Below are 12,853 nucleotides of genomic sequence, written 5' to 3' on the forward strand. Positions count from 1 at the left end.
CCTTTATTCATTTGGCTGCAACCGTTCTCTGGTTGCGCGACTGTTAACACCTCCTAATTACTTCGGCACGCGAGATGCCTCGACAAGCTCGACATGACGGTCGTTGGGAAAGAACCTACCGCTCCGGATACAACAGATACTTCTTGCGCAGCGCCTTGAACTGGTCCAGCCCCGGCTGCCAGGAGGCGCGGATTTCAGCCTCCGACTTGCCGGCGATAATCTGCTCTCGCAAAGCCGTGGTGCCGGAAAGCTCCTCGAAATACTTGCCGAAGAAATGCACCTTATCGGTGCTTTGCTGGTAGAAGTCGAGCAGGTATTTCAGCACCAGGCCGCCGCCTTCGCGGGTGGGCGCGTCGGCCAGGTTGATGCCGTAGCAGAACTGGCCGTTCAGGGGCGGGGTGGGCGAGCCCGCGTTGGGCGTGGGCGTGAACGAATACGGCCGCGACGCCGGCTGCGAGGGGCTGCCGATGACCTCAAATGGCGTGGCCGTGCCGCGCCCCACGCTCACGTTGGTGCCCTCAAACAGGCAGATGCTGGGGTACAGCGCCACGGCGTGGTCGGTGGGCAGGTTGGGGGAGGGGCGCACGGGCAGGTGGTAGGCCGTGGCGTGGGTGTAGCCGCTGGCCATTGGGATGACGGTGAGCTGGCAGCGCAGGCCGCCGGCCAGCCACTTTTCGCCGTTTAGCAGTTGGGCCAGTTCGCCCACGGTGAGGCCGTGGGCAATGGGCAGCGGGTCGAGCCCGACGAACGATTTGTGCGCGGCTTCGCGCATGGGGCCGTCCACGAGGTCGCCGTTGGGGTTGGGGCGGTCGAGCACGATGACCGGCTTTTTCAGCTCGGCGGCCGCCTCCATTACGTAGTGCAGCGTGCTGATGAAGGTGTAGAACCGCGCGCCCACGTCCTGAATGTCAAAAATCAGGACGTCCACATCGGCCAGCATTTCGGGCGTCGGCTTTTTGGTTTTGCCGTATACCGAGCGCACCGCCACGCCGCTGCGGGCGTCGCGTCCGTCCTTGATGGTGGCGCCGTCGGCCTCCTCGCCCCGGAAGCCGTGCTCGGGAGCAAAAATGGCTGTCACGTTCACGCCGCGGGCTTTCAGCGTGTCCACCAAGTAGGTTTCGCCCACGCGCGACGTTTGGTTGATGACCAAGCCCACGCGCTTGTTTTTCAGCAGCGGCAGGTACTTCTCCAGCCGCTGGGCCCCCACCGTCACGGCCGGCGCGGCAACCGCGGGGGCGGGGGGCGGCGTAGTAGGCGCGGGCGCCTTTGCGGCGGGCGCTGCCTGGCCGGCCGGCTGGGAAGGGCCGCAGGCCGGCAGGCCCAGCAGCGTCGACAGGAGAAGTTTTACGGAAAAGCCAAGCATGAGAAAAGGGAAAAGAGAAGCAAAAAACGCCGTCAACTCGCTGGCCTGCACAAACCGGGCCGGGCGCGCGGCCGGAACCCGCCGGAAACGTAGCTTTACGGTCGCATAATGAATGTCGCCCGCTACATTTCCCACAAGATTGACGGGGGAGCCGATTCCGGCTCCTTCACCGCGTCGGTCACAAAAATAGCCATCATCAGCATTGCCATGGGCTTGGCGGTGATGGTGGTGTCGTTTGCCATCCTGCAGGGGTTTCGCAACGAGATTCAGAACAAAATTTTCTCGTTCGGCTCACACCTGCAGATTTCGCGCTACGACACCAACAACTCGCTCGAAGTGGCGCCCATTGCCGGCCCGCGCCTGGTGCAGGAGCTGCACCAGTTCCCGGAAGTGAAGTCGACGCAGCCCTACGCGGTGAAAACGGCCATCATCAAAACCAAGGACGAAGTGCTGGGCGTGGTGCTAAAAGGCATCTCCGAAACCGATGGCCTCTCGCCCATGCGCGAAAACCTGGTGGCCGGCAAATTCATCGGCTTCCCCGACAGCGCTTCGGGCGAAGACGTGCTGCTTTCGCGCAAGGTGGCCGACAAACTGCGCCTGTCCGTGGGCGACAAGGCGCTGTTCTACTTCATTCAGAACCCGCCGCGCATCCGGCAGTTTCGCGTCAGCGGCATCTATTCCACGGGCCTCGACGAGTTTGATGAGGTGTACGTCATCGGCGACATTCGCCAGATTCGGGAGCTGAACTCGCCGGCCTGGCCTGACTCGCTGGTGGGCGGCATGGAGGTGGTGCTCAAGAATTTCAACACCCTGGACCAGACCGAGGAAAAGTTTCTGGAGCGCCTGCCCTACGACCTGAAAATCGACAAAATCACGGACCAGTACGCCCAGCTCTTCGACTGGCTGCAGCTGCTGAACCGCAACGTCATCATCTTCCTGCTGCTCATCATTTTCGTGGCCACGTTCAACATGGTGGCCACCATTTTCATCATGATTCTGGAGCGCACGAACATGATTGGCATTCTGAAAGCGCTGGGCGCGACGGACAATCAGATTCGGCGCATGTTTTTCTTCCGCGGGCTCTCGCTCACGGTGCGCGGCATGCTCATCGGCAACGTCATCGCCGTGGGTTTCTGCGCGTTGCAATACTTCTTCCACGTCATTCCCCTCGACCCCGAGAACTACTACATGGACCGGGTGCCCATTTCCTGGGACCCGCGCATGCTCATCATCCTGAACGTGGCCACGTTTGCCGCCTCGCTGCTGGCCGTGCTGATTCCCACGTATCTGATTGCGCGCATCAAGCCGGTGGTGGCCATCAAGTTCGACTAATGTCTGAACCGCAGATTAAGCAGATTAAACGGATTTCGCCGATTTATTTTATAGGCGGCGCCATCTTTGGAATACCCGATTCGACATTGTATTCAAGCAAAAAGGCCACTCACCCGGATGGCCTTTTTGCTTGCTATCGATGGCAGATTTATTTCGCACCGCCCATAAAATCGGCGAAATCCGTTTAATCTGCTTAATCTGCGGTTCAGACCAAGTGGCGACTTTGCAGCACTAGGTTCGGGTCGGGGCACAGCGCGGCCCACGTGGCGCGCTCGCTGGGCCGGGCCACGCCGGGAAAGTCGCCCACCCGGCCTTGCAGGTCGGCCATGAGCTGGAAGTGCAGGTGCGGGGGCCAGTCGCCGTTTTCGGGAAAAGGACCCACGGTGGCAAAGGCCTCGCCTTGGGCCAGCGCCTGGCCGGCGCGCAGGTTCTGCCATTCCAGGCGGCTGAGGTGGCCGTAGAGGCTGTAGAACACGGTGCCTACCAGCTCGTGCTGCAGGATGACGGTAGGGCCGTAGTCGCCGAAATGGGCGTTGTCGGCTACGCTGTGCACGGTGGCGGGCAGGGGCGCCAGCACGGGCACGCCGGCCGGGCACCACACGTCCACGCCCAGGTGCAGGGAGCGGGGCTCGTCAATGGCGCCGGGGCCGAAATGTGGGCTGCGGCGGTAAATGACGCGGTTTTCGAGGTAGCCGCCCACGCCGATGGTGGCGTGCTGCAGCGCCAGCTCGGCCTCCACCAGCCGCTGGAAGTCGGCGGTGTCGCGCAGGTCGGCGGTGGCCAGGCGCGGGTTTTGGGCGGAGAAATCGAGGCGGGCCACGTCGGGGCCGTTGAGGTCGAGGGCGAGAACAGGGCCGAAATCGGCGGGGTGGCGTTGGAGCAGCGCGGCGAGCATGGGGTGTGCGGAGGAAATTTGCCGGATGGAGTCCGGCATCGGCGGCAAGTTACCTTTGTTGCCCAGGCCGGCCCGGAATTTCTCCTTGCCGGCAGGTTTTTTCGTACTCATTCCGCCGCGCTCGCAAACCGGACCTTTTGCCCGCTTGTTGCGCCGTTGCCTTTACTCAGTTGCCCCCGAATGTATCACACCCTCACCGTCGTTGCCCTCACCCAAGAAACCGCCGATTCCGTCACCATCCACCTGGAGCGGCCCGACCGCCAGCCCATTGCCAGCCGCCCCGGCCAGTTCCTGACCCTGATAGTGCCCTGTGGCCCCAGCGGCAAAAAAGAGCGCCGGGCTTACTCCCTCAGCAGCACGCCTCAGGAGGCGCCGCGCCTCTCGGTGACGGTGAAACGGGTGCCGGGTGGGCTGGTGAGCAACTATCTGCTTGATACCGTGCGCGTGGGCCAGCAGCTGGAAGTGATGGAGCCGCTCGGCAATTTCACCCTCAGCCCCAGCCCCAAGGCGGCCCGCTCGCTGGTGCTCATCGGGGCGGGGTCGGGCATCACGCCGCTCATGTCCATGCTCAAAGCCGTGGTGCAGGCCGAGCCCCAGAGCTACGTATTGCTCATTTACGGCAACCGCAACGAAGAATCGGTGATATTTCAGCAGCAGCTGGCCGACTTGGAAGCCCGCTCCAATGGCCGCCTGCAAGTGGAGCACGTGTATAGCCAGCCCCTGAAGCCGCTGGGCCCGCACCGCCACACCGGCCGCCTCAACCGCACCATGCTGCTGCGCATCCTGGAGCAGCGCCACCAGTTTCCGGCCGAGCAGGCCGAATACTTCCTGTGTGGCCCCGAGGGCCTGATGGCCGAGGCCCAGGCCGCCCTGGCCCTGCTGAACGTGCCCGAAGCCCGCGTGCGCCGCGAAAGCTTCCAGGCCAGCGCCGACACCGCCGAGCTGCTAGCGGCCCAGCCCAACGGCCACGGCGACGTTTCGACCAGCCCCGCCGACAACACCAAAACCACCCGCTCGGTCACCCTGCAATACGAAGGCAGCGAGTACGTTATCGAGGTGCCCGCCGGCCAAACCATCCTCGACACCGCCCTCGACCAGGACATCGACCTGCCGTATTCCTGCCAGGCCGGCGTGTGCACGGCCTGCCGCGGCAAGTGCCTGAGCGGCAAGGTGCACCTCGACGAGCGCGAAGGCCTGTCCGACTCTGAGCTGAAGCAGGGCTACATCCTCACCTGCGTGGGCCACCCCATGACCGACGGCGTGGTGATTGAAATCGGATAGAAATAAAAAAAGCCTTGCGTGAGCAGGGCCGAATGGGAAGCAGAAATGAAACAGTGAATGATTTACAAAACTTCGCTGACTTTGCCGTAGATGTTTTTGGTCCAGCCGTTCACGTAGCCTTTGTTGTTGCTAATCTGACAGCCTTTGACGTCGTTTTTTGCGGTAATTAAGTGGGTGAAAAAACGCCCGCTTACTTTGCAGTACACGATGTCGCCCACTTCCACATCTTCCAGGGTTGCGGGCGTAAGCACGTGTTTCTGACCCGAATAAATGAGCGGTACCATGGAATTTCCTTTTTCGCTGGCGATAATTGTTTCCCCATTTTGCAGGCGTTCAAGCTTAAAATTTCGATTCATTGGTTTCGTAATAAGGTTTGTGTTGTGATGGCCATTTTACATGGTTTGAGGGTTTAAGGGTCTAAGGTAAGACCTTCGCTTTCAGCAAAAGTAGAGGCACGCGCACGCTTCGGCCATGAGTAGACACGCGCCGCCTTGCGCCGCCAGGCCGGTACAAGCCCGGAAGTAGTTTCTATTCGGCCGCTGATTTATTGCGTAAACGTAAAATGAACGTTGCCTGAAAAATTCCGCCTCCCGGGATATTTTACTTATCATTGTTTTATGATGCAATTAGCTGAACCTACCGCCGAGTCGGCCACCGATACCAGCCGGCCGCCGCGCCACTTCCTGCCCGAAAACTTCGTGGTGACCGACTGGACGGCCATTGAGCCGTTCTTTCAGGAGCTGCAGCACCGGCCCATCTACACGCCGGCCGAGCTGGAGCGCTGGCTCCTCGACCGTTCCGAACTGGAGTCGGTGCTGAGCGAGGACCTGGCCTGGCGCTACATCCGCATGACCTGCGACACCCAGGACCCCACCCGCGCCGAGGCGTTCCAGTACTTCGTGAACGAAGTGGAGCCCCAGGTGGCGCCTTACGACCACGCCCTCAACGAAAAGATGCTGGCCTCGGAGCACCTGGCCGGGCTCGATGAGCGCCGCTACGGCGTGTTTCTGCGCTCGGTGCGCCGGGCTTCGGAGATTTACCGGGCCGAAAACATCCCGCTGAAAACCGAAATCAGCACCAAGCAGCAGCAGTACGCAGCCACCGTGGGCGCCATGAACGTGACCCTCGACGGCCGGGAGCGGACCCTGCCCCAGGCCGCCGACCGCCTCAAAAACCCCGACCGCACCGTGCGCGAAACCGCCTGGCGCGCCATCCAGGCCCGCCGCCTGCAGGACGCCAAGCCGCTCGATGAACTGTTCACCGAGCTCATTGCCCTGCGCAACCAAGTGGCCCTTAACGCGGGCTTTGCCAATTTTCGCGACTACATGTTTGCCGCGCTGGGCCGCTTCGATTACACGCCGCAGGACTGCTTCAATTTTCACCAGGCCATCCGCGAGACGGTGGTGCCGCTGATTGACGACTTCGACCTGGAACGCCGGCAGGACCTGAACCTGCCCGCCCTGCGCCCCTGGGACCTCGACGTGGACCCCAGCGGCCAGCCGCCGCTGCAACCCTTCGGCACCGGCGAAGAGCTGCTGGAAAAAACCATCACCGTTTTCCAGAACCTCGATTCCTACCTCGGCGACTGCCTGCGCACCATGCGCCAGATGGGCCACCTCGACCTGGAAAGCCGCAAGGGCAAAGCCCCCGGCGGCTACAACTACCCGCTGGACGAAACCGGCGTGCCCTTCATTTTCATGAATGCCACCAGCAGCCTGCGCGACGTGGTGACCATGCTGCACGAAGGCGGCCACGCCGTGCACAGCTTCCTCACCCGCGGCCTGCCGCTGGGCGCCGACAAGCACCCGCCGTCCGAAGTGGCCGAGCTGGCCTCGATGAGCATGGAGCTGATGAGCATGGACCAGTGGCACGTCTTCTTCCCCGACGCCGAAGACCTGCGCCGGGCCAAGAAAACCCACCTCGAAAGCGTGCTTGAAACCTTCCCCTGGGTGGCCACCATCGACAAGTTTCAGCACTGGGTGTATGAAAACCCCACGCACACCGAAACCGAGCGCCACGCCCGCTGGGTGCAGATTTTTGACGAGTTCAATCAGCGCACCGTGGACTGGACCGGCCTGGAAGCCTTCAAGCCCTACCTCTGGCAGAAGCAGTTGCACCTCTACGAAGTGCCTTTCTACTACATTGAGTACGCCATGGCACAGCTCGGGGCCATTGCTGTGTGGCGCAACTACCGCCAGAACCCCGCCGAAGGCCTGGCCGCCTACAAGCGCGCCCTGGCCCTGGGCTACACTGCGCCCATCGGCCAGATTTACGCCGCCGCCGGCATCCGCTTCGATTTCAGCACCGAGTACCTGCGCACCCTGGCCGATTTTGTGCGCGAGGAAATGGCGGCGCTGTAGGGTGAAATTTTTATTGGCTGGCCCAGTAAAAACAGGCAGCGGCTACGGTCGCTGTCTGTTTTTGTGGCCGGCCTTAGCCCAAGCCGCCCGATTCGGGATTGACGGTGGGCAATGAGTCGTGCACAGCGCGGATTTCGAGCCGCCCAACTTGCGTGGGCGTGAGCACGCGCGTGCGCTCCTGCTCGTAGTAGCCCTGCAACTCCAGCAGCTTGGCGTGGCGTGTGGTGGGGTCCTGGGCATACTCGATGTTGATGTCGTCGAGGCTGGCCAGCAGAATGCGGTGCACCCGGCGCAAGCGCACGAATTCGCCCTCGTTTAGCTGCAGGCGGTCGGTAAAGGTCCGGGTCAGGGCGGTGGCCCGCTGGCCCAGCGCCAGGTCCATCACGGGTTCGGCTGGGGCAGCTTCGGCCAGATGGCCAGCGACGAGTAACAGGAGGGTAGCCGGAAGTGCCCAGTACTTCATAAAAACAAATCACGTGTAGGCACAGACTATTGCACGTGCATGCTAGCTCTTCGGTGCCCAAATTGGATTGAATCCAGAAAAAATATCTTATTACCCCAACGTTAGTGGCCGGGGTTAGTTCCAATAAAATACTTTATTGTTTATGGATAGCAGTAGATAACCCGACTTTAGGACTGAATGAGCAGTAAAAAATAAGAATCGTTACTAGCTCATACTTAGCGGCCCAGATTAGATAAAGCTGAGGCAAGAGCATAAAAAAAGGCGACTGACAAAATCGTCAGTCGCCTTTGGAGTGAGGAAATTAAATTATCAGGAAGCGCCGCCGGGCTTGGTGGTTGATGACGTGGGGCCAGGGGCGTTGCCGCACTTATTTTTGGGGCGCGGGTCGCAGTCTTTGCGGTGCTGGCAGGCCGTGAGGGCGAGGCTGCCCAGCAGCAGTGCCGGCATGAGCCGGCGCAGAAGCGTAGTGGTTATTTGCATGGCCGATGGTGTTGTTTAAGTAGCGGTAAGTGGCTGATGCTGAAAGGTGCGCAGGAAATATATTCCTTCCTGACTTCTGCCACTTCGTTTTCCACCGGGTCGGCCGGAACAACGTTTATTTGGCCCCAATGGTGAAGTAGGGCAGGGGCTTGAGCGCGGCGTATTTGGCTCCCAGGGATTGTAGCTCGGCCTGGTGCAGCTTTAGGTAGTCGTTGTATTGGCGCACGGCGTGGTCGTACTGTACCCGGAAGCCCACCACGCCGGCGTCAAGTTGCTGAATGCCCTCTACAAAATTGCGGGCGTTTTCGGTGGGGGCCTGGCCGTTGGGGGCCGCTACCGGGTACAAGGCATTCAGCAGTGACTCCTGGGCGTTGTCGTACTGATTAATCAGGTCCGAGCTGGCCATGGTCTCCTGGTTGTAGCGGATGGTTTTCAGGCGGTTGTTGGCGTCTTCGAGGGCTTGCAGCTGGGCGGCATTGGCGCCGGGCTGTGCCTTTAGCTCGCGCAGAAGCAGGCGCGTCGTGCCGATTTTCTGGTCGTCGTTCTCGGTCATGATGCGCCATTTCAGGGCTACCGAGTCCTGCAGCACGTCGAACTGGGCCTTCACCGCGGCCGCCGAAGCGGGGTTGAGCACGGTTTTGGCGCCGTCGCGCTTGCAGGACGCCGCGCAGGCCGACAGAATCAGAAACGCAAAAACCACCGACTTAACCGGCGAAATGAAAGAAGAGGGCATAAGGATAAGCAAATGAAAAGCGAGGGCCGGCCAAAGCTACGGCCGCCCGTGACGTTTGAAAAGAAAACTTCCTCTCAACCGTTGCCGGCCAACGTCGGTTTCCTTTGGCGTATTGTAGCGCGGGGCTCTGCCCGGCCCGGGCGGCCGGCCTCAGCCGTCGTGGCGCAGGCCGCTGAGCAGTTGCTCGGCCAGGCGGTGGGCTATTTCGTCGGGCGCGAGCTTGCCCTCGGGCCGGTACCACGCGGGCAGCCAGTTGAGGCTGGCCAGCAGGGTGAGGGCCGCAAACGCGGTGTCGGGCGTGTGCAGCTCGCCGGCGGCCACGCCTTTGGCTATCAGCTCGCGGAAAGCGGCTTCGTAGCGGTCGCGCAGGGCCAGAAACTCGCCCCGGGCCGGCTCGCTCAGGTGGCGCCACTCGTGCAAAAACACGGCCGAGGCGGCGCTGTCGCTCGTCAGCACCCGCACGTGGGCCTCAATGGCCTGGCGGAGCTGCGTGGCCACGGGCGCGGTGGCGTCGAGGGTGGCGGCGGCAAAACCGGCAAAAAAGCTTTCGGCCAGCCCAAAGCACACCCGGTGCAGAATTTCCTCCTTCGACTTGATGTGCGAATACAGGCTGCCGGCTTCCAGCCCCAGGGCGGTGGCCAGCTCCCGCATGCTGGTGGCGGCAAAGCCCCGCGCCCGAAACAGGGCCGTGGCGGTGCGGTCAATCTGGGCCTTGCGGGGCCGGAGGGGGGCAGTGGTCGACATGGGCGCGGGTGGGAAGGGAGCGGGTAAAGATAAGCAGGCTAACAGCCGTTAGGAAGCACGGGCGGCCAAAAAGTGCCTGCCAAGCCGCCGACCCAAAGCGGCCCGCGGTCCGAGCAAGGTCAGTTTTACCAGCTTGTTAATTAATGGCTACGCGCCAACTAAACGGTCGGCAACGCGTATCTTTGCCGTTGCACTGACTTTCCTAACCTCACTTTTTTATGAACAAGCATTACTTACTGTTGTCGGCTGGCCTGCTGCTGTCGGGCGCGGCGCATGCGCAAGGCACCGAGCTTTTTTTCTCTGAGTACGACGAAGGGGCGCACCAGTCGAACGTGAGCTACGGCGGCGCCACGCCGTCGTCGGGCAACGAGCGGGCGTTGGAGATTTACAACCCGACCACCAGCGTCGTGAACCTGAACCCGTACTCGGTGCGGCGCTACAGCAACGGCAGCACCTCCGTCTTTCAGGAGGAAGCCGTGTTTCGCAGCAACCAGCAGCACGTGGCCGTGGGCAACAACACCATGAACCCGCGCAGCACTTTTGTCATTGCGTGCGGTCAGGCCACCCTGCCTTCCATCGTAAGCGCGGCCAACCAGTTCTGCGCCGACTACGCGCTGGCGCCGGCCAGCACCAACAAAGTCATCGTGGGCGGCGGCCCCATTTACTTCAGCGGCGACGACGCCATGACCCTGGTGCGCTACCCCAGCGGCACGGCCGGCGTTGGGCCGGGCGTTATCGTGGACCTGATTGGCGTGATTGGCGAGCAGCCCCTGCTGGCGGCGGGCGGCACCGGTGGCAACTGGAGCGGCTTCAACCCCATCGACGACACGGGCACGCCGCCCGTGCACGTGTACGTGGCCGCGGCCAACCAGAGCATCGTGCGTCGTCCGTCGGTTTCGGGCGGTGTGCGCACCAACCCCGGCCCCCAGAACGTGCCCGGCAGCAACCCGCCGGTGCGCAGCACGGCCCCCGATGCCTACAACATCGCCACCGAGTGGTCGGTGTACAGCTACGCTTTCCCTCCCGGCACCACGGGCAACGGCTCGGTGGGTGCGCAGCTCTACGACCAGCTGGGCCAGCACATCGACTACACCGGTCCTTTCGGGGCCTACCAAACCACCATTACTGGCACGCTGGCGAAGTTTGACGCCAACATCAGCGTGTACCCCAACCCGGCCCACGGCCAGGCCACGGTCGAAATCAAAGACGCCAAAGTGGGCACCGTCACGGTGCTGAACAACCTCGGCCAGCGCATCAGCGCCCAGGCCAAAGGCGCCGGCCAGGAGAAGCTGACCCTCGACGTGTCGAGCCTCAAGCCCGGCCTGTATTTCGTGCAGATTTGGAGCGCCGACGGCCAAACCAAAATCTATAAAGAGCTGGTGGTGCAGTAAAGCGCCCCGCTACCAGGCAAAAAAGGAGGGAAGCAATTCCCTCCTTTTTTTGTGGGCGTACTTTTGCGCCCCGGCTTTGGCTGGCCGGATTCTCTGCCTCAACCCCGACATAGCACTATGCCCGAAAACCTCACGCCCCTCAACGCCATTGGCGAATTTGCCCTCATTCGCCGTCTGCAGGCCGGTTTCAGCCTGCGGCAGGCCAGCACCGTGCTGGGCATCGGCGACGACGCCGCCATCATCGCGCCCACGGCCGGCCTGGAGCAGGTGATGACCACCGATTTGCTGGTAGAGGGCATTCATTTCGACTTGTCGTTTTGCCCCCTGCGGCACCTGGGCTACAAGGCCGTGGCCGTGAACGTGTCGGACGTGGCCGCCATGAACGCCCTGCCCACCCAACTGGTGGTGGCCCTGTCGGTGGGCCCGCGCTTCACGGTGGAGGCCGTGGAGGAGCTGTACGCCGGCATTCGGCTGGCCTGCGAGGCTTACAACGTGGACCTGGTGGGCGGCGACACCACCGCCAGCCGCGGCGGCCTCACGCTGGCCGTCACGGTGCTGGGCGAAGTGCCCGCCGGGCAGGCAGCGCGCCGCAGCGGCGGCCAGCCCACCGATTTGCTGTGCGTGAGCGGCGACCTGGGCGGCGCGTTCCTGGGCCTGCAGGTGCTGGAGCGCGAGAAACAGGCCTTCCTGGCCGACCCCGACACCCAGCCCGAGCTGGCCAACTACGAGTACGTGGTGCAGCGCCAGCTGCGCCCCGAGGCCCGGCTCGACATCGTGCACGAGCTGCGCGAGTTGGGCATCCGGCCCACCAGCATGATTGACATTTCTGACGGGCTGGCCTCGGAAGTGCTGCACCTGTGCACGGCCAGCGGCACGGGCGCGCGGGTGTTCAGCGAATTTCTGCCCCTGGCCAACCCCACGCTGGAAGCCGCGGCCGAGTTCAACCTCGACCCCATCACCTGCGCCCTCAACGGGGGCGAAGACTACGAATTGCTGTTTACGGTGCCCGTGGCGGACCACGAAAAGATTAAAAACCACCCCGATATCACCGTGCTCGGCCACCTGACCGATGCGGCCGAAGGCGCCAATCTGATTACGAAAGCCGGCCAGCCGGTGCCCCTGAAGGCCCAGGGGTGGACCAGTTTTTAGCGAAGGATAGGCGCCTGAGGGCTAACCTTCTCGCGGGGCTTACCGTTTAGTCGGGCAGCCGCGTTTTTTCGAGTGGCACGCTAATTGTCTTTCCGACCAACATCCGCAAGGATTTCCCGTCAACTTTTCCTCCGATTGCCATGAAAAAGCTCCCGTATTTCCTGACCCTGATTATCCTGCTGAGCACCGTGTTTGGTTCGGCCCCGGCCAAAGCGCAGTGGAGCCCGCAAGCCAAAGGCGCCGTGATTGGCGGCCTGGGCGGTGCCGCGGCCGGCGCCATCATCAACAAGCGCAACCGGGCCGTGGGCGGCGTGGTGGGCGGCGTGGCCGGTGGCGCCATCGGCTACGGCGTGGGCAAGCACATCGACAACAAGAACAAAGAGAAAGCCCGCATTGCCGCTGCCAACCGCGCCGCCGCGGCCCGCGAAGCCGAATACCGCCGCGAGCTGGCCCGCAAGCAGAACGCCGTGCTGGCAGCCAACCGCACCCAAACTACCGCCGGCGTGCCGGCCAACAGCCTCACCGCTTCGGCCGCCCTGCCGGGCGCCGTGGCCGCGCCGATGGCCTCGAACGCAGCCTTTCTGCCCAACCCGCACTACGGCGACGCTTCGAAGCCGTATTCGACCGAAGAAATTCGCCGCAAGAGCTGGTAAGCCCGAAGT

Annotated in this window: 13 protein-coding genes; 6 read left to right on the top strand and 7 right to left on the bottom strand. The window is 62.6% G+C overall.

All coding sequences use genetic code 11. The features are described from left to right. Positions 1-115: 115 nt before the first annotated feature. Positions 116-1,363, bottom strand: a complete 1,248-nt coding sequence (locus tag I2H31_RS24485) for an exo-beta-N-acetylmuramidase NamZ family protein (RefSeq protein ID WP_196295699.1) — start codon at positions 1,361-1,363, stop codon at positions 116-118. Between the two features lie 108 nt (positions 1,364-1,471). Here I2H31_RS24485 and I2H31_RS24490 point away from each other — a divergent pair, with 108 nt between their 5' ends. Further along, positions 1,472-2,695 (top strand): ABC transporter permease, encoded by a 1,224-nt coding sequence (locus I2H31_RS24490; protein ID WP_196295700.1) that lies wholly within the window; start codon positions 1,472-1,474, stop codon positions 2,693-2,695. A gap of 205 nt (positions 2,696-2,900) precedes the next feature. Here the strand turns inward: I2H31_RS24490 and I2H31_RS24495 are convergent, their stop codons facing one another. Then, positions 2,901-3,590 carry a peptidoglycan DD-metalloendopeptidase family protein gene (locus I2H31_RS24495; protein ID WP_196295701.1) on the bottom strand — a complete coding sequence of 230 codons (690 nt, stop codon included), beginning with the start codon at positions 3,588-3,590 and terminating at the stop codon, positions 2,901-2,903. Positions 3,591-3,770: 180 nt separating this feature from the next. Here I2H31_RS24495 and I2H31_RS24500 point away from each other — a divergent pair, with 180 nt between their 5' ends. Next, positions 3,771-4,871 carry a ferredoxin--NADP reductase gene (locus I2H31_RS24500; RefSeq protein ID WP_196295702.1) on the top strand — a complete coding sequence of 367 codons (1,101 nt, stop codon included), beginning with the start codon at positions 3,771-3,773 and terminating at the stop codon, positions 4,869-4,871. 62 nt (positions 4,872-4,933) lie between these two features. Here the strand turns inward: I2H31_RS24500 and I2H31_RS24505 are convergent, their stop codons facing one another. After that, positions 4,934-5,227 (bottom strand): phage repressor protein, encoded by a 294-nt coding sequence (locus I2H31_RS24505; protein WP_196295703.1) that lies wholly within the window; start codon positions 5,225-5,227, stop codon positions 4,934-4,936. A 261-nt stretch (positions 5,228-5,488) separates the two neighbouring features. On the opposite strand from I2H31_RS24505, the gene I2H31_RS24510 reads away from it, so the two are divergent. After that, positions 5,489-7,231, top strand: a complete 1,743-nt coding sequence (locus I2H31_RS24510) for a M3 family oligoendopeptidase (protein WP_230688039.1) — start codon at positions 5,489-5,491, stop codon at positions 7,229-7,231. A 73-nt stretch (positions 7,232-7,304) separates the two neighbouring features. Here the strand turns inward: I2H31_RS24510 and I2H31_RS24515 are convergent, their stop codons facing one another. From I2H31_RS24515 to I2H31_RS24530, 4 genes are all read right to left on the bottom strand, one after another. Beyond that, entirely contained in the window at positions 7,305-7,694 is a 390-nt protein-coding gene (locus I2H31_RS24515; protein WP_196295704.1) for a hypothetical protein, read from the bottom strand. A gap of 309 nt (positions 7,695-8,003) precedes the next feature. Then, positions 8,004-8,174 carry a hypothetical protein gene (locus I2H31_RS24520; protein WP_196295705.1) on the bottom strand — a complete coding sequence of 57 codons (171 nt, stop codon included), beginning with the start codon at positions 8,172-8,174 and terminating at the stop codon, positions 8,004-8,006. A 115-nt stretch (positions 8,175-8,289) separates the two neighbouring features. Beyond that, positions 8,290-8,907 (bottom strand): hypothetical protein, encoded by a 618-nt coding sequence (locus I2H31_RS24525; protein WP_196295706.1) that lies wholly within the window; start codon positions 8,905-8,907, stop codon positions 8,290-8,292. Positions 8,908-9,057: 150 nt separating this feature from the next. Next, positions 9,058-9,651: a TetR/AcrR family transcriptional regulator gene (locus I2H31_RS24530; protein ID WP_196295707.1), complete on the bottom strand. Its 594-nt coding sequence runs from the start codon at positions 9,649-9,651 to the stop codon at positions 9,058-9,060. 218 nt (positions 9,652-9,869) lie between these two features. Here I2H31_RS24530 and I2H31_RS24535 point away from each other — a divergent pair, with 218 nt between their 5' ends. The 3 genes from I2H31_RS24535 (at position 9,870) to I2H31_RS24545 (ending at position 12,844) form a co-directional block, all read left to right on the top strand. Next, positions 9,870-11,042, top strand: coding sequence for a T9SS type A sorting domain-containing protein (locus I2H31_RS24535; RefSeq protein WP_196295708.1), 1,173 nt, complete (start codon positions 9,870-9,872; stop codon positions 11,040-11,042). Between the two features lie 117 nt (positions 11,043-11,159). Further along, positions 11,160-12,191, top strand: a complete 1,032-nt coding sequence (gene thiL / locus I2H31_RS24540; RefSeq protein WP_196295709.1) for a thiamine-phosphate kinase — start codon at positions 11,160-11,162, stop codon at positions 12,189-12,191. 140 nt (positions 12,192-12,331) lie between these two features. Beyond that, positions 12,332-12,844: a hypothetical protein gene (locus I2H31_RS24545; protein WP_196295710.1), complete on the top strand. Its 513-nt coding sequence runs from the start codon at positions 12,332-12,334 to the stop codon at positions 12,842-12,844. Positions 12,845-12,853 lie beyond the last annotated feature (9 nt).

The sequence above is a fragment of the Hymenobacter ruricola genome (assembly GCF_015694525.1).
GTDB lineage: Bacteria > Bacteroidota > Bacteroidia > Cytophagales > Hymenobacteraceae > Hymenobacter > Hymenobacter ruricola.

What these genes read in the sequence shown, in the direction of transcription:
- I2H31_RS24485 (WP_196295699.1), bottom strand. Translation starts at nt 1,363, where the DNA reads ATGCTTGGCTTTTCCGTAAAACTTCTCCTGTCGACGCTGCTGGGCCTG.
- I2H31_RS24490 (WP_196295700.1), top strand. Translation starts at nt 1,472, where the DNA reads ATGAATGTCGCCCGCTACATTTCCCACAAGATTGACGGGGGAGCCGAT.
- I2H31_RS24495 (WP_196295701.1), bottom strand. Translation starts at nt 3,590, where the DNA reads ATGCTCGCCGCGCTGCTCCAACGCCACCCCGCCGATTTCGGCCCTGTT.
- I2H31_RS24500 (WP_196295702.1), top strand. Translation starts at nt 3,771, where the DNA reads ATGTATCACACCCTCACCGTCGTTGCCCTCACCCAAGAAACCGCCGAT.
- I2H31_RS24505 (WP_196295703.1), bottom strand. Translation starts at nt 5,227, where the DNA reads ATGAATCGAAATTTTAAGCTTGAACGCCTGCAAAATGGGGAAACAATT.
- I2H31_RS24510 (WP_230688039.1), top strand. Translation starts at nt 5,489, where the DNA reads ATGATGCAATTAGCTGAACCTACCGCCGAGTCGGCCACCGATACCAGC.
- I2H31_RS24515 (WP_196295704.1), bottom strand. Translation starts at nt 7,694, where the DNA reads ATGAAGTACTGGGCACTTCCGGCTACCCTCCTGTTACTCGTCGCTGGC.
- I2H31_RS24520 (WP_196295705.1), bottom strand. Translation starts at nt 8,174, where the DNA reads ATGCAAATAACCACTACGCTTCTGCGCCGGCTCATGCCGGCACTGCTG.
- I2H31_RS24525 (WP_196295706.1), bottom strand. Translation starts at nt 8,907, where the DNA reads ATGCCCTCTTCTTTCATTTCGCCGGTTAAGTCGGTGGTTTTTGCGTTT.
- I2H31_RS24530 (WP_196295707.1), bottom strand. Translation starts at nt 9,651, where the DNA reads ATGTCGACCACTGCCCCCCTCCGGCCCCGCAAGGCCCAGATTGACCGC.
- I2H31_RS24535 (WP_196295708.1), top strand. Translation starts at nt 9,870, where the DNA reads ATGAACAAGCATTACTTACTGTTGTCGGCTGGCCTGCTGCTGTCGGGC.
- thiL (WP_196295709.1), top strand. Translation starts at nt 11,160, where the DNA reads ATGCCCGAAAACCTCACGCCCCTCAACGCCATTGGCGAATTTGCCCTC.
- I2H31_RS24545 (WP_196295710.1), top strand. Translation starts at nt 12,332, where the DNA reads ATGAAAAAGCTCCCGTATTTCCTGACCCTGATTATCCTGCTGAGCACC.